The organism is Pseudomonas sp. PvP027, from assembly GCF_017833005.1.
In the GTDB taxonomy this organism is placed as follows: Bacteria; Pseudomonadota; Gammaproteobacteria; order Pseudomonadales; family Pseudomonadaceae; genus Aquipseudomonas; species Aquipseudomonas congelans.
The window spans coordinates 2,491,392-2,517,455 of the sequence record NZ_JAFIBK010000001.1; the positions used below are offsets into that span (position 1 = coordinate 2,491,392).

General features: G+C 60.7%; 25 protein-coding genes. 7 read left to right on the forward strand and 18 right to left on the reverse strand.

What is annotated here, in order from left to right; genetic code table 11:
* Nucleotides 1-40: 40 nt before the first annotated feature.
* From JOE33_RS10480 to murJ, 5 genes are all read right to left on the reverse strand, one after another.
* Entirely contained in the window at nucleotides 41-517 is a 477-nt protein-coding gene (locus JOE33_RS10480) for a peptidylprolyl isomerase (protein ID WP_010427409.1), read from the reverse strand.
* Complete coding sequence (gene lspA / locus JOE33_RS10485; RefSeq protein ID WP_032613234.1) at nucleotides 510-1,016, reverse strand: signal peptidase II; 507 nt, start codon at nucleotides 1,014-1,016, stop codon at nucleotides 510-512. Before lspA ends, JOE33_RS10480 begins: the two co-directional genes overlap by 8 nt.
* Nucleotides 1,009-3,840: an isoleucine--tRNA ligase gene (gene ileS, locus JOE33_RS10490; RefSeq protein WP_187625630.1), complete on the reverse strand. Its 2,832-nt coding sequence runs from the start codon at nucleotides 3,838-3,840 to the stop codon at nucleotides 1,009-1,011. The genes lspA and ileS overlap by 8 nt, the downstream gene beginning before the upstream one ends.
* A gap of 20 nt (nucleotides 3,841-3,860) precedes the next feature.
* On the reverse strand, nucleotides 3,861-4,787 hold the full coding sequence (ribF, locus tag JOE33_RS10495; RefSeq protein WP_003371105.1) for a bifunctional riboflavin kinase/FAD synthetase: 927 nt from the start codon (nucleotides 4,785-4,787) through the stop codon (nucleotides 3,861-3,863).
* Between the two features lie 132 nt (nucleotides 4,788-4,919).
* Nucleotides 4,920-6,458 carry a murein biosynthesis integral membrane protein MurJ gene (gene murJ / locus JOE33_RS10500; RefSeq protein WP_096131286.1) on the reverse strand — a complete coding sequence of 513 codons (1,539 nt, stop codon included), beginning with the start codon at nucleotides 6,456-6,458 and terminating at the stop codon, nucleotides 4,920-4,922.
* Between the two features lie 250 nt (nucleotides 6,459-6,708).
* Between murJ and rpsT the strand changes: the two genes are divergently transcribed.
* A complete protein-coding gene (gene rpsT / locus JOE33_RS10505) occupies nucleotides 6,709-6,987 on the forward strand; it encodes a 30S ribosomal protein S20 (RefSeq protein WP_003344603.1) in 279 nt (92 codons plus the stop codon).
* Nucleotides 6,988-7,300: 313 nt separating this feature from the next.
* Here rpsT and JOE33_RS10510 read toward each other — a convergent pair whose 3' ends face one another.
* The 5 genes from JOE33_RS10510 to rplU all read right to left on the reverse strand — a co-directional run bounded on the left by JOE33_RS10510 (nucleotide 7,301) and on the right by rplU (nucleotide 11,066).
* The gene (locus JOE33_RS10510) at nucleotides 7,301-7,771 is read right to left on the reverse strand and encodes a CreA family protein (RefSeq protein ID WP_010436750.1); all 471 of its coding nucleotides are present in this window, start codon (nucleotides 7,769-7,771) and stop codon (nucleotides 7,301-7,303) included.
* A 27-nt stretch (nucleotides 7,772-7,798) separates the two neighbouring features.
* On the reverse strand, nucleotides 7,799-8,917 hold the full coding sequence (gene proB / locus JOE33_RS10515) for a glutamate 5-kinase (protein WP_187625629.1): 1,119 nt from the start codon (nucleotides 8,915-8,917) through the stop codon (nucleotides 7,799-7,801).
* An 89-nt stretch (nucleotides 8,918-9,006) separates the two neighbouring features.
* Nucleotides 9,007-10,230: an Obg family GTPase CgtA gene (gene cgtA, locus JOE33_RS10520; RefSeq protein ID WP_209924070.1), complete on the reverse strand. Its 1,224-nt coding sequence runs from the start codon at nucleotides 10,228-10,230 to the stop codon at nucleotides 9,007-9,009.
* A 216-nt stretch (nucleotides 10,231-10,446) separates the two neighbouring features.
* Nucleotides 10,447-10,722 (reverse strand): 50S ribosomal protein L27, encoded by a 276-nt coding sequence (gene rpmA, locus JOE33_RS10525; protein ID WP_002551972.1) that lies wholly within the window; start codon nucleotides 10,720-10,722, stop codon nucleotides 10,447-10,449.
* Between the two features lie 32 nt (nucleotides 10,723-10,754).
* A complete protein-coding gene (gene rplU / locus JOE33_RS10530; protein WP_002551971.1) occupies nucleotides 10,755-11,066 on the reverse strand; it encodes a 50S ribosomal protein L21 in 312 nt (103 codons plus the stop codon).
* A 239-nt stretch (nucleotides 11,067-11,305) separates the two neighbouring features.
* Between rplU and JOE33_RS10535 the strand changes: the two genes are divergently transcribed.
* Complete coding sequence (locus JOE33_RS10535; protein ID WP_010436744.1) at nucleotides 11,306-12,274, forward strand: polyprenyl synthetase family protein; 969 nt, start codon at nucleotides 11,306-11,308, stop codon at nucleotides 12,272-12,274.
* 89 nt (nucleotides 12,275-12,363) lie between these two features.
* On the opposite strand, the gene JOE33_RS10540 is transcribed toward JOE33_RS10535, so the two are convergent.
* The 5 genes from JOE33_RS10540 to selD form a co-directional block, all read right to left on the reverse strand.
* Nucleotides 12,364-13,260, reverse strand: coding sequence for a LysR family transcriptional regulator (locus JOE33_RS10540; RefSeq protein WP_187625627.1), 897 nt, complete (start codon nucleotides 13,258-13,260; stop codon nucleotides 12,364-12,366).
* A 58-nt stretch (nucleotides 13,261-13,318) separates the two neighbouring features.
* A complete protein-coding gene (locus JOE33_RS10545) occupies nucleotides 13,319-13,906 on the reverse strand; it encodes an NAD(P)H-dependent oxidoreductase (RefSeq protein WP_187625626.1) in 588 nt (195 codons plus the stop codon).
* Nucleotides 13,907-14,104: 198 nt separating this feature from the next.
* Nucleotides 14,105-14,869 carry a sulfite exporter TauE/SafE family protein gene (locus tag JOE33_RS10550; protein ID WP_187625625.1) on the reverse strand — a complete coding sequence of 255 codons (765 nt, stop codon included), beginning with the start codon at nucleotides 14,867-14,869 and terminating at the stop codon, nucleotides 14,105-14,107.
* 33 nt (nucleotides 14,870-14,902) lie between these two features.
* Complete coding sequence (mnmH, locus tag JOE33_RS10555; protein WP_187625624.1) at nucleotides 14,903-16,003, reverse strand: tRNA 2-selenouridine(34) synthase MnmH; 1,101 nt, start codon at nucleotides 16,001-16,003, stop codon at nucleotides 14,903-14,905.
* Entirely contained in the window at nucleotides 16,003-17,037 is a 1,035-nt protein-coding gene (gene selD / locus JOE33_RS10560) for a selenide, water dikinase SelD (protein WP_010434150.1), read from the reverse strand. Before selD ends, mnmH begins: the two co-directional genes overlap by 1 nt.
* Before the next feature lie 235 nt (nucleotides 17,038-17,272).
* Between selD and JOE33_RS10565 the strand changes: the two genes are divergently transcribed.
* The 4 genes from JOE33_RS10565 to phnE are packed head-to-tail and all read left to right on the forward strand — an operon-like array spanning nucleotide 17,273 to nucleotide 20,503.
* Nucleotides 17,273-18,124 (forward strand): putative selenate ABC transporter substrate-binding protein, encoded by an 852-nt coding sequence (locus JOE33_RS10565; RefSeq protein WP_010434149.1) that lies wholly within the window; start codon nucleotides 17,273-17,275, stop codon nucleotides 18,122-18,124.
* Nucleotides 18,121-18,918, forward strand: coding sequence for an ATP-binding cassette domain-containing protein (locus tag JOE33_RS10570; RefSeq protein ID WP_010434148.1), 798 nt, complete (start codon nucleotides 18,121-18,123; stop codon nucleotides 18,916-18,918). The genes JOE33_RS10565 and JOE33_RS10570 overlap by 4 nt, the downstream gene beginning before the upstream one ends.
* Nucleotides 18,912-19,739, forward strand: coding sequence for an ABC transporter permease (locus tag JOE33_RS10575; protein ID WP_010434147.1), 828 nt, complete (start codon nucleotides 18,912-18,914; stop codon nucleotides 19,737-19,739). The genes JOE33_RS10570 and JOE33_RS10575 overlap by 7 nt, the downstream gene beginning before the upstream one ends.
* A complete protein-coding gene (gene phnE, locus JOE33_RS10580) occupies nucleotides 19,736-20,503 on the forward strand; it encodes a phosphonate ABC transporter, permease protein PhnE (RefSeq protein WP_187625623.1) in 768 nt (255 codons plus the stop codon). The genes JOE33_RS10575 and phnE overlap by 4 nt, the downstream gene beginning before the upstream one ends.
* Nucleotides 20,504-20,570: 67 nt before the next feature.
* Here the strand turns inward: phnE and ggt are convergent, their stop codons facing one another.
* The 3 genes from ggt to JOE33_RS10595 form a co-directional block, all read right to left on the reverse strand.
* A complete protein-coding gene (gene ggt, locus JOE33_RS10585) occupies nucleotides 20,571-22,298 on the reverse strand; it encodes a gamma-glutamyltransferase (protein ID WP_187625622.1) in 1,728 nt (575 codons plus the stop codon).
* A 203-nt stretch (nucleotides 22,299-22,501) separates the two neighbouring features.
* Nucleotides 22,502-23,389 carry a 3-hydroxyisobutyrate dehydrogenase gene (gene mmsB, locus JOE33_RS10590; protein WP_054992695.1) on the reverse strand — a complete coding sequence of 296 codons (888 nt, stop codon included), beginning with the start codon at nucleotides 23,387-23,389 and terminating at the stop codon, nucleotides 22,502-22,504.
* Between the two features lie 33 nt (nucleotides 23,390-23,422).
* The gene (locus tag JOE33_RS10595; protein ID WP_187625621.1) at nucleotides 23,423-24,949 is read right to left on the reverse strand and encodes a CoA-acylating methylmalonate-semialdehyde dehydrogenase; all 1,527 of its coding nucleotides are present in this window, start codon (nucleotides 24,947-24,949) and stop codon (nucleotides 23,423-23,425) included.
* A 158-nt stretch (nucleotides 24,950-25,107) separates the two neighbouring features.
* Between JOE33_RS10595 and JOE33_RS10600 the strand changes: the two genes are divergently transcribed.
* Nucleotides 25,108-26,055 carry a LysR family transcriptional regulator gene (locus JOE33_RS10600; protein WP_010434142.1) on the forward strand — a complete coding sequence of 316 codons (948 nt, stop codon included), beginning with the start codon at nucleotides 25,108-25,110 and terminating at the stop codon, nucleotides 26,053-26,055.
* The last annotated feature ends 9 nt before the right edge of the window (nucleotides 26,056-26,064 follow it).

Sequence of the window (26,064 nt, forward strand, 5' to 3'; positions counted from 1 at the left end):
GTACGGGCAGCCCGGCCTGGGCCGGGCTTGACGGCGAAGGTCAGGAAGCCAGAATCGCCTTCACTTCGAAGATTTCCACTTCAAAGCTCAGAGTCTTGCCTGCCAGCGGGTGATTGAAGTCGATGGTGACCTGATCATCATCGAAAGCTTTCACCACACCGGGCAATTCGGTATTGGCGGCGTCATTGAAGATCACCAGCAACCCTTCGGACAGCTCCATGCCCACGAACTGCGAGCGTGGCATGATCTGCACGTTTTGTGGGTTGGGCTGACCAAAGGCGTTTTCCGGCAGAATCTCAACGGTCTTTTTATCGCCCGCCTTGAAACCGAAAATCGCCATTTCGAAGCCGGGCAGCAGGTTGCCGTCACCGACCTTGAACGTGGCCGGAGCCTTTTCGAAAGTGCTGTCGACGGTATCGCCATTTTCCAGACGCAGGGCGAAGTGCAGAGTGACCTGCGTATTCTGACCGATGCGCAGCTCGTCAGACGAGCCTTGAGTCGACGATTGCTCAGTCATGGACGGTCTCTCCGGTTTTCTTGCTCTTGAACATGTCCAGCGCCAGCATGATTGCGCCGACGGTGATCGCACTGTCGGCAACGTTGAACGCCGGGAAGTACCAGCGGTTCTGCCAGTGAACCAGAATGAAGTCGATCACGTGGCCCAGCACGATACGGTCGTAGAGGTTGCCCAATGCTCCGCCCAGTACCAGCGCCAGTGCAACGGCCAGCCACGTGTCGTCACGCCCCAGACGCTTGAGCCAGACGACCAGCACAGCGCTGACCACCACTGCGATCAGGGCGAACAACCAGCGCTGCCAGCCGGCACCGTCAGCCAGAAAACTGAAGGCGGCACCGGTGTTGTAGGCTAGGGTCCAGCTGAACAGGTCGGGAATCACGATGATCTGCTGATACAGGCTCAACGCGTTCTCGAAGTAATACTTGCTGGCCTGGTCAATGACCAGAACCAGCACGCTCAACCACAGCCAGGCCAGACGGCCAAACGAGGCGTTAGGCATAGTGACGGACCTCGCCTGCACCGCTGATGTTGTCTACGCAACGACCGCAGATTTCCGGATGCTTGGGGTTGACCCCTACATCCTCGCGGTGATGCCAGCAACGGGCGCATTTGGCATGACTGGACTTGAGCACTTTCAGTTTCAGACCGGCGACTTCGGTGACCACAGCATCGGCTGGCGCGGATGCGAGCGGCGCCACACTGGCTGTCGAGGTGATCAGCACGAAACGCAGCTCGTTGCTCAGTTTCGACAGGTCAGCCACCAGCGACTCCTCGGCATACAGGGTCACTTCGGCCTGCAGGTTGCCGCCGATGGCCTTGGCAGCGCGCAGGTTTTCCATTTCCTTGTTGACCGAGGTCTTCACCGCCATGATCCGCTCCCAGTAGGCGCGGTCCATGTCGAAGTGGGCAGGCATTTCGGTCAGGCCTTCGTACCAGGTGTTGAGCATCACCGATTCGTTGCGCTCGCCGGGCAGGAACTGCCACAGCTCGTCGGCGGTGAACGCCAGGATCGGCGCGATCCAGCGCACCAACGCTTCGGAGATATGGAACAGTGCCGTCTGGCAGGAGCGACGCGCGGTGCTGTTGGCCGCCGTGGTGTACTGACGATCCTTGATGATGTCGAGGTAGAAACCACCCAGCTCCTGCACGCAGAAGTTGTGGATCTTCGAGTACACGTTCCAGAAGCGGTATTCGCCGTAATGCTCTTGCAGCTCGCGTTGCAGCAGCAGGGTGCGATCCACGGCCCAACGGTCCAGCGCGAGCATTTCCTCGGCGGGCAGGATGTCGGTTGCCGGGTTGAAGCCCGTCAGGTTGGAGAGCAGGAAGCGTGCAGTGTTGCGGATACGACGATAGGCATCAGCGCTGCGCTGCAGGATCTGGTCGGAAACCGCCATCTCGCCGGAATAATCGGTCGCCGATACCCACAGGCGCATGATGTCGGCACCCAGCGAATCGTTGACCTTCTGTGGCGCTACCACGTTGTTCAGCGACTTGGACATCTTGCGGCCGTTCTCGTCGACCACGAACCCGTGGGTCAGCAGCTCGCGATACGGTGCGTGATCGTCCAGCATGCAGCCGGTCAGCAGTGAGGAGTGGAACCAGCCGCGATGCTGGTCCGAGCCTTCCAGGTACAGGTCGGCACGCGGACCGCTTTCGTGGCCCATCGGGTGCGAACCGCGCAGCACATGCCAGTGCGTGGTGCCCGAGTCGAACCAGACGTCCAGGGTGTCGGAAATCTTGTCGTACTTGCCGGCTTCGTCGCCGAGCAACTCGCTGGCGTCCAGCTTGAACCAGGCCTCGATGCCCTCTTTCTCGACACGCTGCGCCACTTCTTCCATCAGCTCGACGGTACGTGGGTGCAGGTCGCCGCTTTCCTTGTGCAGGAAGAACGGAATCGGCACGCCCCAGTTGCGCTGACGCGAGATGCACCAGTCAGGACGGTTGGCGATCATCGAGTGCAGGCGTGCCTGCCCCCATGCAGGAACGAACTGAGTGTCTTCGATGGCCTTGACCGCACGCTTGCGCAGGGTCTCGCCGCTTTCAGGCTGCTTGTCCATGCCCACGAACCACTGCGCGGTGGCGCGGTAGATCAAGGGCGATTTGTGGCGCCAGCAGTGCATGTAGCTGTGGCTGATGGTTTCGGTGTCCATCAGGCTGCCGACTTCGGCCAGCTTGTCGATGATGTTCTGGTTGGCCTTGAAGACGAACTGGCCACCGAAGAACTCCAGCGACTCGACGTACACACCGTTGCTCTGCACCGGGCTGATGATGTCGTCGTTGGTCAGGCCATATTGTTTGCAGATATTGAAGTCGTCTACGCCATAGGCAGGCGAGCAGTGAACGATACCCGTGCCCGCACTCAGCTCGACGTAGTCAGCCAGGTAGACTGGCGACAGGCGGTCGTAAAACGGATGGCGGAAGTTGATCAGTTCCAGCGCCTGACCGGTGGTAGTCGCGATGACGGAGCCTTCCAGCTTGTAACGGGCCAGACAGCTTTCGACCAGTTCGGCGGCCAGTACCAGCAGTTTGTCGCCGACATCGACCAGCGCGTATTCGAATTCCGGGTGAACGTTCAGCGCCTGGTTGGCGGGGATCGTCCACGGTGTGGTGGTCCAGATCACGATGGACGCAGGCTTGCCCAGCGACGGCACGCCGAACGCGGCTGCCAGCTTTGCTTCGTCGGCAATCGGAAACGCCACGTCGATGGTCGAGGACTTCTTGTCCTGATACTCGACTTCGGCTTCAGCCAGTGCCGAGCCGCAATCGAAACACCAGTTGACCGGCTTGAGGCCCTTGAAGACGAAACCACCCTTGACCATCTCGGCCAGCGCGCGGATTTCTCCGGCTTCGTTGGCGAAGTTCATGGTCAGGTACGGATTGCTCCAGTCGCCGAGCACGCCCAGACGGATGAATTCGGACTTCTGGCCTTCGATCTGCTCGGACGCATAGGCGCGGCACAGCTCGCGCGTACGGTCTGCGGAGAGGTTCTTGCCGTGGGTCACTTCGACCTTGTGTTCGATCGGCAGGCCGTGACAGTCCCAACCCGGCACATAAGGGGCATCGAAGCCCGCCAGGGTCTTGGAACGCAGGATCATGTCCTTGAGAATCTTGTTGACCGCATGACCGATGTGAATATTGCCGTTGGCGTACGGAGGACCGTCGTGCAGGACGAACTTGGGACGATCCTTGCCAATCTCGCGCAGCTTCTGGTACAGGCCAATGCTGTCCCAGCGCTGCAGAGTTTGCGGCTCGCGCTGGGGCAGGCCGGCCTTCATAGGGAAGGCGGTGTCCGGAAGGTTTAGCGTGGCTTTATAGTCAGTCATTTCAGGCTCTTGTTTAGCGGTTAGCCATGCCAATGGGCACGGGCGGCGGCGACGTCCGCATTGATCGCCGTCTTGAGCGCCTCCAGTGAGGCGAAACGCTGCTCATCACGCAGCTTGTGGTGGAAAGCCACCGTCAAACGCCGGTCATAAAGATCGCCGGCAAAATCCAGAAGATGCACTTCAAGGTGGGCACTGCCATCACCCGTTACCGTCGGACGCACACCGATGTTGGCGACCCCCGGCCAGGCTTTGCCATCGATCTCCGTGCTGACCAGATAGACCCCGCTCAGCGGTACACGACGACGCTTGAGTTGCACGTTGGCGGTGGGCGTACCCAGCTGACGCGCCAGTTTCTGGCCGTGCAATACCCGCCCGGCTATCTGAAACGGACGACCGAGCATGCGCTCGGCCAGGGCAAAGTCCGACGCAGCCAGCGCCTTGCGCACCTTGGTACTGCTGACCCGGATGCCATCTATTTCAACGGTCTGCGCCGCTTCTACGGTAAAACCATACGTCGTGCCGGCCTGTTGCAGGAAGTCGAAGTCACCGACCCGGTCGAAGCCGAAACGAAAATCGTCGCCCACTTCGAGGTGCTGGACACCGAGACCGTCGATCAGCACGGTTTCGACGAAACTCGCCGCGCTGAGCTTGCACAGACGCTGATTGAAGGACAGGCACAGTACCCGGTCAACGCCTTCGGCACTCAGCAGCTCGAGCTTGTCACGCAGACGGGCCAGACGTGCCGGCGCCGTCTCGGGTGCAAAGAACTCACGCGGCTGCGGTTCGAAGATCACCACACAACTGGGCACACCCAATTCGACGGCACGCTCGCGCAGACGCGCCAGGATAGCCTGGTGGCCGCGATGAACGCCGTCGAAATTGCCAATCGTGGCGACGCAGCCCCGATGTTCGGGGCGCAGGTTGTGAAGGCCTCTAACCAGCTGCATAACGCACTTCTTGCTCATAAAGTGGCCGATTATAACCACACACGGCCGTGGACGACAGGCAACACACCAAGACTGGATGAAGGTTCTCGCCGTGTGGCCACAAAAACCGTAGGTCAACCCCTGCGACGCGCCCTACATAATGGCTTTGCGGGCGAAATCCCTGAGGCGGAAGCCTAATAAAAGAAGCATGGCGAAATAGGTCACGACGCCGGCGGCAACCAGCGCACCCAGACGCAGAAAACGCTCCAGCATATGACCTTCGTCCCACGCCGGCATGACATGCATGAGGCCCAGCAGCACCGCCGACATCACCGCGACGGCAATCACCAGCTTGAACAGGAACTTCGTCCAGCCGGGCTGCGGCTGAAACAGGTCCTGCTTGCGTAGCTGCCAGAACAGCAAACCGGCATTGATGCACGCGCCAACACTGATCGCCAGCGCCAGGCCGGCATGCTGCAGGGGCACGATAAAGGCCAGGTTGAGCAATTGAGTCACTATGAGGGTGAAGATCGCGATTTTCACCGGGGTGCGGATATTTTGTTGAGCATAAAAACCGGGGGCCAGCACCTTGATCAGGATGATCCCCAGTAAACCGATCGAATAGGCGACCAAGGCACGCTGGGTCATGGCTGAATCGAGTGCATCGAATTTACCGTACTGAAACAACGAAACGGTCAACGGCTCGGCGAGTAACCCCAGCGCCAGGGTGCAAGGCAGCACCAGCACGAAACACAGGCGCAGGCCCCAGTCGAGAATCCGCGAGTATTCCTGGCGATCCCGTTGCGCGTAGGTTTTGGACAGTATCGGCAGCAGAATCGTACCCAGTGCCACGCCAAGTACGCCGGAGGGCAACTCCATCAGGCGGTCGGCGTAGTACATCCATGACACCGAGCCGGCGACGAGGAACGAGGCAAAGATCGTATTGATGATCAGAGAAATCTGACTGACAGACACGCCAAGGATGGCGGGCAGCATCTGCTTCATCACACGCCAGACCCCGGTGTCGCGCAGATTCAGGCGTGGCAGCACCAGCATGCCGATCTTTTTCAGGTGCGGCAGCTGGTAAAGCAGTTGCAGCAGGCCGCCCACCAGCACCGCCCAGCCCAGCGCCATGACCGGCGGGTCGAAGTACGGCGTCAGGAACAGCGCGAAAAATATCATGCTGACGTTGAGCAGCGTGGGCACGAACGCCGGCACCGAGAAGCGGTTCCAGGTATTGAGGATCGCACCGGCCATCGATGACAGGGAAATCAGCAATATATAAGGAAAGGTCACCCGCAGCAGGTCCGAGGTGAGGGCGAATTTCTCCGGGGTGTCGACAAACCCAGGCGCGGTGGCCCAGATCACCCAGGGCGCAAAGATCACCCCGAGCAGCGTCACCAGCGCCAGCGCCAGGGTCAGCAACCCGGTGACATAAGAAATGAATGTGCGCGTCGCCTCCTCCCCCTGCTGGCTCTTGTATTCGGCCAGGATCGGCACGAATGCCTGGGAAAAGGCACCCTCGGCGAAAATACGGCGCAGCAGATTGGGCAGCTTGAAGGCGATGAAGAACGCGTCCGTGGCCATTCCGGCACCGAAAGTACGCGCGATGATGGTGTCGCGAACAAAGCCCAGAACCCTGGAAACCATGGTGATAGAGCTGACGGCGGCGAGTGACTTGAGTAGATTCATTGAAAGAGTTGTGCGCCTTGGCAAAGGATGGGCGATTAAGCCAGCCATTTATGCGATACTTCGCGCCGCAAAAACGTCCGAAGCAAAGGCCGCGAGTTTACAGGTCACAGGCCGGAAATAAATCCTCCAGTCAAATGTAGCAACCACTCAGCGGAACACCTTAACTGCCCTTGACAAGACTTCAACTCATCGGCATGATTCGCGGCCTATTTTGTTTGCTATTTCACAAAGTCTTTCGAGGAGCTCGACGGTGGCCAACACACCTTCCGCCAAAAAACGTGCAAAACAGGCTGAGAAGCGTCGCAGCCACAACGCCAGCCTGCGTTCCATGGTTCGTACCTACATCAAGAATGTAGTTAAAGCCATCGACGCAAAAGACGCAGAAAAAGCGCAAGCCGCTTATGTTCTGGCTGTTCCTGTTATCGACCGTATGGCCGATAAGGGCATCATCCACAAGAACAAGGCTGCTCGCCATAAAGGTCGTCTGAACGGTCACATCAAGGCTCTGAGCCTTGCTGCTGCAGCCTAAGCGATCCGCTTGTTAAAAAACCGACCTCAGGGTCGGTTTTTTATTGCCTGCGGGAAAGCGGGAAACATAAATGTGCGGCGCGGCGCAGATTTGTGACGCGGAGCGTCACGAAGGGAATTCCCACGCTGGAGCGTGAGGAACGATAGCCTTGTAACTGTCGTGCCTCCGCAATGTGGTGTAGATCTGTGACGCAGAGAGTCACGAAGGGCGTTCCCACGCTGGAGCGTGAGGAACGATAGCCTTGTAACTATCGTGCCCATGCTCCGCGTGGGCATGCCGCTCTGGACGCTCTGCGTCCGATCCTTCTACAGGCTCAAGGCGCAGGCGCGGTTGTCCATGGCAGGATCGGAATTGCGGTCACGGCATTCTGCGGGCTGCCTTCGATGACCCGGTCGCTGTAGACCAGGTACACCAGCGCATTACGCTTCTTGTCGAAGAAGCGCACTACCTGCATGGTCTTGAAGACCAGCGAAGTACGCTCCTTGAACACCTCATCACCATCCTTGAGGGTTTCCTTGAAGCGGATCGGCCCAACCTGACGACAGGCGATGGACGCCTCGGCACGGTCCTCAGCCAATCCCAGACCACCCCTCACGCCGCCGGTCTTGGCGCGTGACAGGTAGCACGTCACCCCGTCCACCTTGGGATCGTCAAACGCCTCGACCACAATTCGATCGTTGGGCCCGACCATCTTGAACACGGTCGACACCTGACCGATCTCTTCAGCCGAGACCAGCACCGGCATCAGCAACGCGGCCGCCAGCAAACCTTTCATGAAGTGCATCAAATAGTCCTTTTTTGCAGCCTTGAGTCAGACGAGGATCAGGTTATCCCGATGAATCAGCTCAGGCTCGGCCATATAGCCCAGCTCGCGCACGATGGATTCGGAAGAGTGACCAATGATTTTCTGGGCTTCGATGGCACTGTAGTTACTCAGCCCACGAGCGATCTCGCGACCGTCCGGGGCGACGCACACCACCATCTCGCCACGCCGGAAGCTGCCCTGGACCAGTTTGACGCCCACCGGCAGCAGGCTTTTCTGATCCCTGGCCAGCGCGGCAACCGCACCATCATCCAGCACCAGCGTACCGCGGGTCTGCAGATGCCCCGCCAGCCACTGCTTGCGTGCTGCGAGCATGCCACGCTCGGGGGACAGCAGCGTACCCAACCGCTCACCCCCCTTGAGCCGCGCCAGAACGCGCTCGATGCGTCCGCCGACGATGACAGTATGCGCACCGGAACGCGCCGCCAGACGCGCGGCACGCAACTTGGTCTGCATGCCGCCACGCCCCAGCGCACCACCCGTACCACCAGCCACAGCATCCAGCGCCGGATCATCGGCACGCGCTTCGTAGATCAGCTGCGCATCCGGGTTGTTGCGCGGATCGGCGTCGAACATGCCGTCACGATCGGTCAGGATGACCAGCAGATCAGCCTCGACCAGATTGGCAACCAGCGCCGCCAGCGTGTCGTTATCGCCAAAACGGATTTCGTCGGTAACCACTGTGTCGTTTTCGTTGATGACCGGCACAACCCCAAGCTCGACCAGCGTGCGCAGGGTGCTGCGAGCATTCAGGTAGCGCTTGCGGTCCGACAGGTCGTCGTGGGTCAGAAGAATCTGCGCGGTATGCCTGCCGTGCTCGGCAAAACTCGACTCCCACGCCTGCACCAAGCCCATCTGACCAATGGCCGCAGCAGCCTGAAGCTCATGCATGGCACTGGGTCGGGCCGTCCAGCCAAGACGGCTCATGCCGGCAGCCACCGCCCCGGAAGACACCAGTACCAGCTCGACACCCGCCTCGTGCAGCGCCACCATCTGCTCCACCCAAACACCCATGGCGTTGCGATCCAGGCCCTTGCCATCAGCCGTCAGCAAGGCACTGCCGATCTTCACAACCCAGCGCTGGGCGCCCGTCACTTTGCTGCGCATCTTCTTCCAACCCTAGCCAGAGATTTTCAAATTCGGGATACAAAAACGCCGCTAACAATCGTAGCGGCGTTCAAGTTTACTTCAAGCGATCAGTCACGGACGTAAATGATTTCCGGACCGTCTTCATCGTCCACGTCTTCTTCATCCCAGTCATCATCACCGATGTCATGCACGCTCTTCACGCCACTGCGACGCAGGGCACGCTGATCGTCCAGTGCCTGCAACTGGGCACGGGCTTCATCTTCGATGCGCTGATCAAGCTCGGCCAGCTCTTCGGCGTAACCAGGCTCTTCGGCGATACGCTGACTGCGCTCTTCGAGGTAACGCATGATGTCGCGGGTCAACTGCTCGGTGCCTTCTTTGGCAATTGCAGAGATCACGTAAACAGGGCCGGTCCATTCCAGACGTTCGACGATCTCCTGCTTGCGCGCTTCCTGCTCCTCTTCGAGAATCTGATCGCACTTGTTCAGCACCAGCCAGCGATCACGCTCGGCCAGCGAAGGGCTGAATTTCTCCAGCTCGCTGACGATCACTTCGGCAGCATCCGGAGCACTGCTTTCGTCCAGCGGCGCCATGTCGACGAGGTGCAGCAACAGACGGGTACGCGCCAAGTGCTTGAGGAAGCGAATCCCCAGGCCAGCGCCGTCGGATGCACCCTCGATCAGACCCGGAATGTCAGCAACCACAAAGCTTTTCCAGCGATCGACGCTGACCACGCCCAGGTTCGGCACCAGCGTGGTGAACGGATAGTCGGCAACCTTCGGCTTGGCCGCGGACACCGAGCGGATGAAGGTGCTCTTGCCCGCATTCGGCAAGCCCAGCAGACCGACGTCAGCCAACACTTTCAGCTCGAGCTTGAGATCACGCTGATCACCCGGCTTGCCCGGCGTGGTCTGGCGCGGAGCGCGGTTGGTACTGGACTTGAATCGGGTGTTACCCAGACCGTGCCAGCCGCCCTGGGCAACCATCAGGCGCTGACCGTCTTTGGTCAGGTCACCGATGATTTCCTGGGTGGTGGCGTCGATGATGGTGGTCCCTACCGGCACACGCAGCACCAGCTCTTCACCCTTGCGACCGGTGCAGTCGGCGCTGCCACCGTTGGAGCCACGCTCGGCATCGAAGTGGCGGGTGTAACGGTAGTCAACCAGCGTGTTCAGGTTGACGTCGGCGACCATGAAGATCGAGCCGCCATCACCACCATCACCGCCGTTGGGACCACCGTTTTCAATGAATTTTTCGCGACGGAAGCTCATGCAACCGTTGCCGCCGTCACCGGCTTTTACTCGAATGGATACTTCATCTACAAATTTCATAACGCACGCCTCCCGCCACAGGGACGAGCAGAACCACATAAATTACATAAGACTCTTGCAAAAATGAGCGTTGCGATACCGATCAGAAACCAGCGACCCCACGGGTCAACATCACAACAGCCCGCACAAACAGTTTTGCAAGAGACTCACCTGCCTCTCTACCTCTACAAACAAAAAAGCCCCGTCGCAAGACAGGGCTCTTAAGCTACTGCGTGATTACGCTGCGGAGACTTCAGTCTTCGGAACGATGCTCACGTAGCGGCGACCGAAGGCGCCCTTGACTTGAAACTTGATCACGCCTTCCACTTTCGCGAACAGGGTGTGATCTTTACCCATACCAACGCCGTAACCAGCGTGGAATTGGGTGCCGCGCTGACGAACGATGATGTTGCCAGGGATGATAGCCTGGCCGCCATACATCTTCACGCCAAGGCGTTTGGCTTCTGAGTCGCGCCCGTTACGGGTACTACCACCAGCTTTTTTGTGAGCCATGAGTCAATTCTCCAGTTGAGGATTAGGCTGAATTAAGCCTGAATACCTGTAATTTTGATCTCGGTGTACCACTGGCGGTGGCCCATACGCTTCATGTGGTGCTTACGACGACGGAACTTGATGATACGAACCTTATCGTGACGACCTTGCGAAACCACTTCAGCCACAACGGTAGCGCCAGCAACAACCGGAGCACCGATATTGACGTCGTCGCCATTGCCAACCAGCAGAACGCGGTCAAACGTGACGGATTCGCCAGTAGCGATTTCCAGTTTTTCAATTTTCAGGTATTCACCTGGGGCGACTTTGTACTGCTTGCCACCGGTAACAATTACTGCGTACATGGTATTTCTCCGAAAATCCTGCTCACCCAGCTCTTTATAAGAAGAGTATCGGCTGGCATGGCTGCATGGGGCTGGAACGGCCCGTTTGCATTGCGTAAGGCAGGTGCTGCCCAGGAAAGTTAGGGTGCGCGATTGTACGCAAGGCATTCGAGTGTTGCAAGAGGCGGGTCGTCATACCTTGACACGCTCTACCCCGCGACCTAGCATGCGGCGCAACCTATCCGGAGCACCTGTCGCTGATGCAACCCCAAGCCTTCTACCGCGCGGTGGCGGACGACTTTAGTGCCGTTGACCTTATCATCAAAAAGCAACTGACGTCGCGCGTACCGCTGGTCTCGAAAATCGGTGATTACATCACGTCGGCAGGTGGCAAGCGCCTGCGCCCGTTGCTGGTGCTGCTGTGTGGCAAGGCGCTGGGTCGCGAAGGCGATGACGTTCGCCTGCTGGCCGCCACCATCGAATTCCTGCACACCGCGACCCTGCTGCATGACGACGTCGTCGACATGTCCGGCATGCGTCGCGGTCGTTCCACCGCCAACGCACTCTGGGGCAATGCGCCGAGCGTGCTGGTGGGTGACTTCCTTTATTCGCGCTCGTTCGAAATGATGGTCGAACTGGGCTCGATGGACGTCATGAAGATTCTGTCCAAGGCCACTCGCATCATCGCCGAAGGCGAAGTGCTGCAGCTCTCGAAGATTCGTGACGCCAGCACCACCGAAGAAACCTATATGGAAGTGATTCGCGGCAAGACAGCCATGCTGTTCGAAGCCTCGACCCACAGCGCCGCGGCCCTGTGCAACGCCTCCGAGGCACAGAGCGAAGCACTGCGCACGTTCGGCGATCACCTGGGTGTGGCCTTCCAGCTGGTGGATGACCTGCTGGACTACCGCGGCGATGCCGAGACGCTGGGCAAGAACGTCGGTGACGATCTCGCAGAAGGCAAGCCGACCCTGCCGCTGATCTACACCATGCGTGAAGGCAGCCCGGAACAGGCCGCGCTGGTTCGCCAGGCGATCCAGAAAGGTGGCCTGGAAGATCTGGAAAGCATCCGCAATGCCGTGGAAAGCGCCGGTGCCCTCGATTACACCGCACAGCTGGCCCGCGACTACGCGGCCCGCGCCATTGCCTGCCTGGACGCGCTGCCGCCCAGCGAGTACCGCGACGCACTGGTCGAACTGAGCGAGTTTGCAGTCGCCCGCACGCACTGACAGCCACTCGGTAAAAAGCCCGTCCAGCGTGACGGGCTTTTTATTGCCTGCGTGAAAGACAATTAACTGCCGAGCGCGCACTCCAGGCCTCAGCGTGCGTAGCCCTCAAGCTTCTCCTGCATGAAGTCCAGAAAACACTGAATCCTCAATGCCAGTCGAGAGTTGCGGTAATACACCGCGTGGATCGGCTGGCGGTAGCCGCTGTTGGCTTCCTTCAACAGACAGACCATCCGCCCCTCGCGCAGGTCATCACAGGTCATGAAATCGGACAGGCAGGCGATACCCACGCCTTCCAGCACCAAGTGACGCAAGGTGTCGCCGCTGGATGCAGATATGGAGGGCTTGATCGGCAGGCGGTCGCCCCCGGCATGGCGTAACGGCCACTGGTTGAGGACCTCCACATGGGTGAACCCCAACAGCACGTGCTGCGCCAGATCCTCTGCAGTTTTGGGCCTGCCGTGGCGCTGCAGGTAAGCCGGGCTGGCCACGATATTCAGCAGGCAACTGCCCAGCGAGCGGGCATGCAGGGTCGAGTCGGACAACGCACCGATACGGATCGCGATATCGGTGCTCTGCTCAAGCAGGTCGATGAACCAGTCATCGCTGTTGAGCTCCAGCTCGATATCCGGATAACGCTGACGAAACTCCGCCACATGCGGCACGATGGAGTGCAACATGAACGGTGACGCGGCATTGATACGCAAGCGCCCGGCGGGTGTCTGCCTGGATAAGGAGAGCCGTTCTTCGAGGCTTTCCATCTGCTCCAGGATGTGACGGGCACGCTCCAGAAAGAACTTGCCCTCCTCGGTCAGGTCCATGCGCCGCGTGGTGCGGTTGATCAGCGTGGTTTCCAGCTTGGCTTCCAGACGCGACAGGGTGCGGCTGACACCTGAGGGCGTCTGGCCCATTTTCTCGGCTGCGGCGGAGATCGAACCGCTTTCGATGACCGAAACAAACACCTGCAATTCATCGGATCGGGCTTTCATTGTTGTCCCCTGCTCAACGCTCAGGGGATATTAGCGCTGTTCAGTGCAAAGTTCGTGTTCACTGCACACCAAACACCTTGGCCAGATGAGCCTGGTAACGCTGCACGTCAGCTTCGATATCGGGCATTTTCATCACGTCCACTGCCAGAAACGTCGGCAGGCCTGTCATGCCCAGAAACTCGTTGGCCTTGTAAAACGGAAAGTAGACCGCGTCGACACCTTTGGCTTCGAAGAAATCGGACGGGTCATCGAAGGCTTTCTGCGGCGCATTCCAGGTTGCCGAAATCATGTACTGCCTGCCATGCAGCAAGCCGCCGCTGCCATATGTCTGCGATGCATCCGAACGGGTACGGCCGTCGTTGGCATACAGGCTGCCGTGGCCCTCGGTGAACACTTCATCGATGTATTTCTTGACGGTCCAGGGCGCACCCATCCACCAGCCAGGCATCTGCCAGACGATGACATCGGCCCAGAGAAACTTCTGCACTTCCTCGACCACGTCGTAGCCGCCGTCAATGAAGGTTTGCTTCACATCGAAACCGGCGCGGTCCATGAACGCTACGCCCGCCTCATGCAGGGTCGCGTTATAGCGGCCTTCCGAGTGCGCAAACTGTTTACCGCCGTTGAGGAACACTACTTTTTTCATGGCTGAACTCTCGCAACCCGACCCCGCCCTTCTTGAGGCTGAGGTGGAGGTGATTAATGGATGAGCCGAGAGTAAAGAGATGCGCGCTCATGAGTAAGACAGCGAAGGGCAAAATACTCTTGCTGCCCAGTCACGAATGGCGTGAAGACTATTGAGCGAAATGCGTGAACAGAAGAAGACAGGTTTATCCCGTCAGGCTCAACCCTTTATCAGCAGGTGCAGCCCCAACAGGCCCATGCCGATGAAGAACACACGCTTGAACAGCACCGCGCTGATTCGCTGGCGCAGCCATTGCCCCAGCAGCATGCCCAACAAGGCCGGAATCAGCGCCAGCGTAGATGCGCCCAGCTCTGCGCCGCCCAGCGCGCCGTTCCACGACAGACCCGCCGCCAGCGCCAGCGTCGAGACAGTGAAAGACAACCCCAGCGCCTGAACCAGTTGGTCGCGCTCAAGCCCCAGTGCCTGCAAATAAGGCACCACAGGAATCACGAACACCCCGGTTGCCGAAGCGATCACCCCGGTGATCAGGCCGCACAGCGGACCCAGCCAGCGCTCGGCAGCGGCGGCAACCTTGAAGGTTGGCAGGAACAGCCCGCTCAGCGCGTAAAGAAACAACGCGCCACCCAGCGCCCGGGCCATTGAGTGGCTGCCACTCATGCCCAGCCAGAACGCCCCGGCCAGCGTGCCGATGAAAATCATGCTCAGCATCGGCCATAGCCGCTTCAGCAAAGGCCGTAGATTGCCACCCGTCGCCAGCTGCCAGACGTTGGTGAACGTCGACGGGATGATCAGCAACGCCGCAGCCTGCGCAGGCAGCATGGCCAGCCCCAGCAACCCCATTGCTACCGTGGGCAAGCCCAGGCCGATCACACCCTTGACCGTTCCGGCCAGCAGAAAGGTGCCGATCACCAGGGCCAAAAGGCCCCAGCCCAGCGTTTGATAGAAGTCGAGAATCGAGTGCATGGCATCCCTTGCCAGATGTATAGAGGTCGAGACTTAACGTTGCTCAGAGCGCTCGCGCAGGTAGGCCAGCACTTCCACTTGATGACCTGCAAATTCGATACGTGCCGCTTTGTGTTCGCGCTGGTAAGCGTACATCGGGTCGTAATATTCGCCGAGCAGGCCTTCGATCCAGCCGCGGTGCAGGTCAACCGCACCGTTGCACTGCTGTTCTTCCAGCGCCGCCTGCATAAGACCCGACAGGCGCTGGTGACGCTCGCCGCCCAGGCGTTTGTGAATGTTGTTCAGGCTTTGCAACAGACGCTCGGCAAACAGGCCAAAGCCCTGCTCTTCGCCCTTGACGGTGATGAACTCTGCGCAGAGGTTGATCACGTAGTCATCGAGAATGCGCTCGACGCGATTCTCGAAGCTGTCTTCCAGCCAGACCATCGCGCAGCCTTGCATGGCCTGGTGCAGTTCCAGGGGCACGTTGCAACTCCCGACCAGACGGCTTTCATCTTCCACGACGAATTGTTCGATACCGGCTGCGCGCTTCTTGAGCAGGTCGATGGCCAAGCGATTCTCGAAGTCGATCTGTGCCGGCTGCCCGGTGGCACGCTTGCCGAAGCTGGAGCCGCGGTGATTGGCGATGCCTTCCAGGTCCACGCTATTGCGCAGTTGCGTCAATACTTCGGTCTTGCCCGTGCCGGTCATCCCGCCGAGCACGACGATCTCACACTCGGTTACCGCCTCGTGCAGGGTATCCAGCAGGAACGTGCGCATCGCCTTGTAGCCGCCAAGAACGCGCGGGTAGTCGACCCCGGCCTCCTTCAGCCAGCGCTGCACGGTCTGCGAGCGCAACCCGCCGCGAAAGCAGTACAGATAGCCCTGCGGATTCGCTCTGGCGAACTCGATCCATGCATTGACGCGTTCATCCTTGACCTGACCGCAGACCAGTTGATGCCCGAGCTGGATAGCGGCGTCCTGGCCGCGCTGCTTGTAGCAGGTGCCGACCTTTTGCCGCTCAAGGTCATTCATCAGCGGCAGGTTGATCACACCAGGGAAAGCCCCCTTGGAAAACTCTACCGGAGCGCGAGCGTCCATCATCGGCACGTCGTTGAGAAACAGTGCGCGGTAGTCGCTGCTATTGTCGGCCATCAGAACACCTCGACGGCGTGGGTCTGTCGCTCGCGCAGGGTGCCGATAGGGTTGAGCAGCAGCCCCAGCTCGGCGGCCACGATCAGAAACTCGGCTTCACCTTCAGGGCTGACCGCGACCAGCAGACCACCGCTGGTCTGCGGGTCACACAACAGGTCACGCTGGGCATCGCTCAGCGCGCCGATCCTGTCGCCGTAACTTTCAAAATTGCGCAATGTGCCGCCCGGCACACAGCCCTCGGCAATGTAATGCTCGACGCCGGGCAGACGCGGTACAGCCGCGTAGTCCAGACGTGCGGTCAGACCTGCACCGTCAGCCATTTCAACCAGATGCCCGAGCAGACCGAAGCCGGTGACATCGGTCATTGCCTGCACGCCGTCCAGCTTGCCGAAACGGCTGCCCGGCTTGTTCAGGGTGCACATCCAGTCACGCGCCAGACCGATGTCCTCATCGCGCAACTTGGATTTTTTCTCAGCCGTGGTGAGGATGCCGATGCCCAGGGGCTTGGTCAGGTACAGGGTGCTCCCCGCCAGGGCAGTGTCGTTGCGTTTCATGTGCTTTTTCTGCACCACGCCGGTCACCGCCAGACCGAAGATCGGCTCCGGCGCATCGATGGAATGCCCGCCTGCCAGCGGGATACCGGCAGCGTCGCAGACGGCACGGCCACCGCGAATGACTTCACGCGCCACTTCGGGTGGCAGGATATTGACCGGCCAGCCGAGAATGGCGATGGCCATCAGCGGGTCGCCGCCCATCGCATAGATGTCGCTGATGGCATTGGTCGCGGCGATACGGCCGAAGTCGAACGGATCATCGACGATGGGCATGAAGAAGTCCGTGGTCGAGACCACGCCGCGTTCGTCATCCAGCGCATAGACTGCCGCGTCATCACGCGAGGCATTGCCAACCCAGAGCCTGGGGTCAAGGTTCTGAGCGCCGCTGCCAGCGAGGATCACGTCCAGCACCTTGGGGGAAATCTTGCAGCCACACCCTGCTCCGTGACTGTACTGGGTCAGGCGGATTGGCTCATTCATCGCGACACTCTCGGTTACCGGGAAACAGGCTGTGGAGTCTAGGGGCTGATCCCTTATCAGCGCAAACCGCGTCGTGCGCCGGTTGTGCATTCGTAAGGTGAATCTGCCGAACTGGCCTTTCTCGCCATGCCTCTTATAATCCCCGCGCATCAGCACCGAATCCTGTGAAGCCCCGCCTGCTCGTGCACGCGGGCTTCACGCTATCCTTTTTCCGCTATTGAACCGGAGAACCTCCATGCTCAAGCGTACCCTGGCGCTCGCCGCCGGCCTTGCCCTGTCCTTCTCCGCCCTGACCAGCCACGCTGCCGATACCCTGCGCGTCTCGGCCATTCCCGACGAAGCGCCCACCGAACTGCTGCGCAAGTTCAAGCCGCTGGGTGCCTATCTGGAGCAACGGCTGGGCATGAAGGTCGAGTTCGTCCCGGTCGCGGATTACCCGGCAGTGGTCGAAGCGCTGGCCACTGACCGGCTCGACATGGCCTGGCTGGGCGGCTTTACCTTCGTGCAGGTCAACCTCAAGACCGGTAATGCAGTGCCACTGGTACAGCGTGAGCAGGACGCCAAGTTCACCAGCAAATTCATCACCTCCGATCCGAACGTGACAACCCTGGCGGACCTCAAGGGCAAGACGTTTGCCTTCGGCTCGGTGTCGTCGACATCCGGCAGCCTGATGCCGCGTTATTTCATGCTCAAGGAAAACATCAAGCCGGAAACGTTCTTCAGCCGCGTCGCCTATTCCGGTGCGCATGACGCAACCGCCGCATGGGTTCAGGCGGGCAAGGTCGATGCAGGCGTGCTCAACGCCAGCGTCTGGGACAAACTGGTCGCCAGCGGCAAGGTCGACACCAACAAGGTTCATGTCTTCCAGACCACGCCTACTTACTTCGACTACAACTGGACCGTGCGCGGCAGCCTCGACCCGGCACTGGCAGCGAAGATCAAACAGGCTTTCCTCGACCTCGACCCGGCCAACCCGGAGCAGAAGGCGATCCTCGATCTTCAGGCCGCCAGCCGCTTCATCGAGACCAAGCCAGAGAACTACAAGGGCATCGAAGAAGCCGCACGCGCTGCCGACCTGCTGAAATGACCCTGCGTCTGTCCGGCATCGAGCTGCGCCACAGCGACGGCACGCTGGCGTTGCGTGGCCTGGACCTGAGCATCGATCGGGGCGAGCGAGTGGCGATCATCGGGCCGTCCGGTGCAGGCAAGACCACGCTGCTCAACCTGCTGGCCAGCGCTCTGCCGCCCAGTGCCGGACAACTGCAGGTGCTGGGGACTGATCCCTGGCAGCTCTCCAGCAAACGACGCCAGCGCCTGCGCAGCCGCATTGCGCTGATTCATCAGGCACCGCCGTTGCCGGCGCGCCAGCGGGTGGTGACTGCGGTGTCGGCGGGCAGGCTTGGTCAGTGGGGGCTGGGCAAAAGCCTGCTGAACCTGCTGCATCCACTCGACATCGGCGGCGCCCGCGAGGTGCTGGCACGTCTGGACCTGGCGGACAAATTGTTCGAGCGTTGCCAGCAGTTGTCCGGCGGACAGCTGCAACGTGTCGGCATTGCCCGTGCCCTGTATCAGCAACCCGAACTGCTGCTGGCCGACGAGCCGGTTTCGGCGATGGACCCGCGCCTCGCCGATCACACCCTGGCGCTGCTGTGTCAGCACGCCATCGAGCACAACGTGACGCTGGTCGCCAGCCTGCATGCGGTGGAACTGGCGCTGGCGCATTTTCCGCGCGTCATCGGGGTGCGCGACGGGCGAATTCACTTCGACCTCACCGCCAGCGAGGTCGGCCGGGAGCATCTCGACACGCTGTATGCCAACGAACAACTCAGCCCTCAGCTGGTTTCGGATGCGACTGAGACACGCTGGACACCGCGATGCTGAGTCGGGATCAGCGCGACCCGGCGGCAACGCCACGCTTGTTGCTGACACTACTGGCGGTGGCCCTGCTCTGGCCGGGCATCCGCCTGGCCGAACTGAATCCGCTGGTGCTGCTGCAAGCCGATAATGCGCGGACGATGGGCAGTTTTCTCGCCGGGTTCTGGCCGGTGGCGCACTCTGCGGAATTCCTCGGGCTGCTGCTGGATGCGACGCTGCAAACCCTGGCGATTGCCACCGCCGGCATTGCCCTTGCCTTGCTGCTGGCCGTACCGGCAAGCCTGCTCGCCAGCCAGGCATTGTCGCTGTCGGCCGCCTCACGTGGCGGCCGCCCCGGCTGGCTCGGCCAATGCCTGCGCTGGCCGGTACGCGGGGTGCTGATCTTCCTGCGCAGCGTGCCGGAAATAGTCTGGGCGCTGTTGTTCGTGCGCGCGGTCGGCCTGGGCCCGACGGCGGGCGTGCTGGCCATCGCCATCACCTATGCAGGCATGCTCGGCAAGGTGTACGCCGAGATTTTCGAATCGGTGGACCAGCGCCCGGCCCACGCGCTGCTCCAGGCAGGCAGCGGTCGCTTGGCCGCGCTGGCTTACGGCATCCTGCCCAATGCGGCAGCCGAACTGACTTCCTACACTGTGTACCGCTGGGAGTGCGCCGTGCGCGCCTCGGTGGTCATGGGCTTCGTCGGCGCAGGCGGGCTAGGTCAGCAGATCGACCTATCGATGCGCATGTTCGCCGGTGACGAAGTGGCGAGCATGCTGCTGACCTTCCTGCTGCTGGTGCTGCTCGCCGACCAGCTCAGCCGTTTGCTGCGCAGGCAGTTCACATGAAGCGCGCGGGCAACCTGTTGGTCGTGCTGACGATAATTGCGGCCGTGGTCGCATCGTTTGTGTACCTCGGCCTCGACCTGTTCACCCTGGGCAGTCACGACAACCTGACGCAGATGGGCCGTTACGCATTGCGCTTCATGAGCCCGGACCTGAGCAGCACTCATCTGCAGGCAATCGGCCAGGGCGCTCTGGAAACCCTGGCAATGTCTGCGCTCGGCACATTGTTGGCCGCCATTGCAGGTTTGCTCCTGGCACTGCCCGCTGCCGGGCGCTTCGGTTGGCTCCTGCGCAGCATGAGTCGCCTGCTGCTCAATGCGCTGCGCGCCATTCCGGAACTGGTGTGGGCCGTATTGATGGTGCTGGCTGCCGGGCTCGGCCCCAATGCTGGCACGCTGGCACTGGCACTGCACACCACGGGCGTTCTGGGCCGTCTGTTTGCCGAGGCGCTGGAAAATACCGCGCCGCAACCCGCTGCAGCGATTCGCCTGCAGGGCGGCAGCGCCTGGCAGGCGTTCAGCTACGGCACCCTGCCCAACCTCTGGCCACAGCTGCTGGCGTATACGCTGTATCGCTGGGAAAACAACATTCGTATGGCCAGCGTGCTGGGTTTTGTCGGCGCGGGCGGTCTGGGGCAGATGCTGTACGTCAGCCTCAGTCTGTTTCAGGAAGCGCAGGCCAGCACCGTGATTCTGGCGATGCTGGTACTGGTGTTCGCCGTCGACGCATTGAGCGGCTGGAGCCGGCAGCGCTGGGTGCGCAACTGAGCAGACGCCGGAAAGCAAAACGCCACGACCCTGAAGCTCAGGGCCGTGGCGTGATCAGTAGCGTGACTCAGTAGCCCAGCGACAACCCGGTGTTGCGACGCGGGTCGTTGGCGCCGTAGAAGCGGTTGTTACCGACCGGCTTGCCACCCAGCGAAGGCGCGCCCACCAGAATTGCCGCCACATGATTGAGCGGCTGCGGACCTGCGAACTTTTGCCCCCAGCTCTCGAGAATCTTCAGCGTGTCAGGGCTGACCGCGAAGGTATCGATGTTGGTTTCCTCAGGCTGCCATTGCTGGTGGAAACGCGGCGCGTCCACCGCCTCCTGAATGTTCATGCCGTAGTCGATGACGTTGAGCATGGTCAGCAGCGTGGCGGTAATTATGCGACTGCCGCCCGGCGTGCCGACGACCATAACTGCCTTGCCGTCCTTGGTGACAATGGTCGGGCTCATCGACGACAGCGGCGTCTTGCCCGGCGCGATGGCGTTGGCTTCGCCCTGCACCAGTCCATACATGTTGGGCACGCCGACCTTGACGGTGAAGTCATCCATTTCGTCGTTGAGGATCACGCCGGTCTTGCTGGCCATGACGCCCGCGCCAAACCAGTTGTTCAGGGTGTAGGTCACCGACACCGCATTGCCCCATTTGTCGACAATCGAGTAGTGGGTGGTGTTGCTGCCTTCATGGGGCGCGACGCCCGGTTTGATCTTGTTCGAGTCACCGGCCTTCTGCGGCTCGATGGCAGCGCGCAGCTTGGCTGCATACTTGACGTCCAGCAGGTGCTCGACCGGATTCTTGACGAAGTCCGGGTCGCCCAGGTAGCTGTTGCGGTCCGCGTAGGCGTGCCGCATGGCCTCGATCTGATAATGCATACCCTGCGCCGAGCGGAAGCCCAGCTCTTTCATCGGGTAGCCTTCGAGGATGTTCAGAATCTCGCAGATGACCACACCGCCGGAGCTCGGAGGCGGTGCCGAGACCACGTGGTAGCCACGATAGTCACATTCGACCGGTGCCAGCTCGCGGGTCTTGTAATGGTCAAGGTCCGCCTGGGTGATGATGCCCTTGCCAGCCTGACTGGAATCGACCAGCGCCTTGGCAACCCAGCCCTTGTAGAAACCGTCGCTGCCCTTCTCGGACACTTCCTTGAGGGTCTTGGCCAAGTCTTTCTGCACCAGCTTCTGACCGACCTGCATCGGCTCGCCCTTGTCGAGGAAGATCGAACCGGAATCGGCCATGTCCGCCTTGAACACATCGGTGGCGCTCGACAGCATGTCGACATCGCCCTGCCCCAGCACAAAACCTTCCTCGGCGAGCTTGATCGCCGGAGCGATGACTTCTTCACGCTTGCGGGTGCCGTACTTGCTCAGGGCCATTTCCATACCGGACACGGTACCAGGCACGCCGACGGCCAGATGGCCCTTGGCACTCAGATCAGGGATAACCTTGCCGTCCTTGTCCAGGTACATGTCGGCAGTGGCCGCCAACGGTGCCTTTTCACGGAAGTCGAGGAAGGTCTTGCGCCCGTCGGCCAGCTGGATGGTCATGAAGCCGCCACCACCGAGGTTGCCGGCAGCGGGATAGACCACTGCCAGCGCGTAGCCAACCGCTACGGCCGCATCGACCGCATTACCGCCAGCCTTGAGTACATCGACACCCACGTGGGTAGCCAGGTGCTGAGCCGTCACGACCATGCCGTTTTCGGCAGCGACCGGGGCTTGTGACGCGGCGAATGTGGGGGAATACGCGACAATCAGTGCCGTCGCGATCAACGATCTGGCGAGGGGTTCGAACTTCATGATCGATCTCTTCTTTTTCTGGGTCAGGGACGTTTGATGTGAAGCGCCAGCCTCCGGGCGAGGATGCGGCGCTTCTCGTCGAAGCGTACCGAGCATCCCTGCGCGGGTATGACGAGTTCCAAAGTAGCCGGTTCTGCTGCGTTTTCCTAATGTAAAAACCGGATACACATCAACGCCCCGCTGCTCCCCGAGACAGGTCACGCCTACACTTTCGGGCGATACCCCTCAATGATCGCCGAGAAATCCTTGCCGCCGTCGCCACGCAGGCTCATGGCTTGATACAGCTGTTGCGCCACTGCGCCGAGGATGACCGGTTGATGCGCCGAACGCGCGGCCTCGGTTGCCAGGCCCAGATCCTTGAGCATCAGCTCGGCACCGAAGCCGCCGCTGTAACCGCGTGACGCAGGAGCGGTTTCGACGATGCCGGGCCACGGGTTGTAGGCCTCGGAACTCCAGCAACGACCGGTCGAGGTATTGATGATGCCGGCCAGCACTTGGGTATCGATACCCAGTGCATTGCCCAGCGCCATGGACTCGGCGACGCCGATCATGGAAATCGCCAGCAGCATGTTATTGCAGATCTTGGCGATCTGGCCGGTGCCCACATCACCACAATGCACGATGTTGCGGCCCATCTGGTCCAGCACCGGTTTGAGCACAGCAAAGTGCCCGGCAGAACCTCCGACCATGAAGGTCAGCGTCCCGGCCTGCGCACCACCGGTGCCGCCCGACACCGGCGCATCGCCCAACACCACGCCTTGCTGCGCAGCGAGCGCGGCGATGTCGCGAATGGTTTGCGGGTCGATGGTGCTGCAATCAACCGCCGGAACTCCGGGCGAGATCCCCTTCAAAACGCCGTCGTCGTTCAGGTATACGCTGCGCACGTGCGCCGCAGCGGGCAGCATGGTGATGACCAGTTCACTGCCCTGGGCCGCCTGTGCCGGTGAGTCGCCGATCTGTGCGCCCAGCTCGGCGAATTCAGCCAGTACTGTCTTGTTCAGGTCGAACACCTGCAAGGCGTGGCCGGCTCTGATCAGGTTGCGGGCCATGGGCGCGCCCATGTTGCCCAGACCGATAAATGCGATGTTCATGGTTGTTCTCCCAAGCGAATTGACCGCCAGCGCTCAGCGCAGATTAATCGTGGTGTTCACACCATCATTGACGCTGTCGTCATCGAACCAGCGGCTGGTGACGGTCTTGGTCTGAGTGTAGAACTGCACCACCTGTTTGCCGTACGGGCCCAGATCGCCCAGTTTGGAACCCCGCGAGCCGGTGAAGCTGAAAAACGGCACTGGCACGGGAATCGGAATATTGATGCCGACCTGCCCGACATCGATCTCGCTTTGAAACTTGCGTGCCGCCGCGCCGCTCTGGGTAAACAGCCCGGTGCCGTTGCCGAACGGGTTGGCGTTGACCAGCGCGATAGCGTCATCAAGGGTATCGACCTCCAGCACCACCAGCACCGGCCCGAAAATTTCCTGGGTATAGATCTGCATGTCGGTGGTGACGCCCGAGAACAGTGTCGGCCCTACGAAGTTGCCGCCCTCGTAACCCGGTACCGAAACCTCCCGACCATCCAGTTCCAGCGTCGCACCTTCACGCACACCGCTCTCGATCAGGTCCAGAATGCGCTGTCTGGCGCGCCGTGAAATCACCGGCCCGATGTCGGTGCCCGGTTCCTGACCGGCATTGACCTTTAGTGTCTGCGCCCGCGCCTTGAGGTCCGGCAGCCATTGTTTCGAAGCGCCGACCAGCACCACCACGGAGGTCGCCATGCAACGCTGGCCCGCCGCACCGAAACCTGCGCCCACCAGCGCGTTCAGGGTTTGCTCACGGTTGGCATCGGGTAGCACGACGGCATGATTTTTCGCCCCCATCATCGCCTGCACACGCTTGCCATGCCGACCGGCAAGATCGTAGACATGCGTGCCGACCGCCGTCGAACCGACGAAGGAAACAGCCTTGATATCCTTGTGCGTGCAGATCGCGTCCACCACCTCCTTGCCGCCATGCACCACGTTGAGCACACCGGGCGGCACCCCCGCCTCGATCGCCAGCTCGACCAGCAGCAGGGTCGACAGCGGATCCTGCTCAGAAGGCTTGAGCACGAATGTATTGCCGCAGGCGATCGCCATCGGAAACATCCACAGCGGAATCATCGCCGGGAAGTTGAACGGCGTGATCCCGGCGCACACACCGATCGGCTGACGCAGCGTGTAGGTGTCGACGCCGCTGGCGACGTTCTCGGCAAACTCGCCCATTTGCAGCGTGCCGATCGAGCAGGCGTGCTCGACCACTTCCAGGCCCCGAAAGATATCGCCCTCGGCATCGGCCAGCGTCTTGCCCTGCTCGGCACTGAGTACCGCCGCGATACGTTGGGAGTGCTCGCGGATCAGCGCCTGCAACTTGAGCATGATGCGCATACGCACACCGATCGGTGTTTCGCGCCAGGTTCGATAGGCCGCGTGGGCTGCTGCGACGGCGGCGTCTACTTCACTGGCCGTGGCGAATGGCACCTGGGCGAGGATTTCCTGGGTGGCCGGGTTGACGATGTCTTGCCATTCGCTGCTTAGCGAGTCGGTCCACTCGCCGTTGATCAGCAGTTTCACGCGAGCAATCGAGGTCGTCGTGTGGTTCAGTGAGGCGTTCATTTCAGCGATTCTCCCTTCAGCAAACCACGCATCCACAGCCTGTACAGAAGGATGATCGTGGCCTCCCGGCAGTCTTGTTTTTGAATTGGTCAGGGGGCGTGCTTTGGAGTATAGACGTGCAAACTTCTAACAAGAATGCAGATAAAAGCAGGGTCAACATGCAAAAAAACATCACCTCCCTGGGGTTGTTGAACTGGGATGACCTGAAGTTTTTCCTCGAGGTGGCGCGCACCCGAAAAGTCAGCAGCGCGGCCCGCCGCCTGGGCGTCGACTACACCACCGTGTCGCGGCGCATCAACTCGCTGGAAACCTCGCTGGGCACGCTGCTGTTCGAGAAATCGCGCAACAACGGCTTCATCATGACCGCCGAAGGTCAGCGCCTGCTGGGCTATGCCGAGTCCATCGAAAGCACACTGCACATGGCCTGCGAGCAGGTATCCGGGTCCAGCGTCGCGTTGTCCGGGCATGTCCGCATGGGCTGCACCGAAGGCTTCGGCAGCTTCTTCATCACCCCGCAACTGAGCCACTTTCTCGACAGCTACCCGAGCATTTCGCTGGACATCCTGCCGCTGCCGCACTTCATCAGCCTGTCGAAGCGCGAGGCGGATATCGTTATCGCCCTGGAGCGCCCCGAACACGGCCCCTATGTGTGTTGCAAACTCTGCGATTACAGCCTGCGTCTGTACGCGACCCAGGCCTACCTCGACAACCACCCGCCCATCGAACACAAGGCGGACCTGAGCGAGCACGTCTTCATCAGCTACGTCGACGACCTGGCGTTCAGCTCCGAGCTGCTGTACATGAGCAACCTGCTGCCCAACGCCCAGGCACAACTGCGCAGCACCAGCGTCATAGCCCAATACACAGCCGCCCTGCAGGGCCGCGCACTGGCCATCCTGCCATGTTTCCTCGCCGCTCAAGACCCACGGCTGCTGCCCGTGCTGACGGAAGAAGTGAACATCACTCGTCAATTCTGGATGTACTGCCGGGAGGACCTGCGCAAGCTGAAACGGATCACGTTGCTGTGGGATTACATTCGGGAGGTGACGGAGTTGAATAAGGGTTTTTTGTTGGGGGAAAACCGCGCTATTCGCTTCCTTCAGTGACAGACTTTC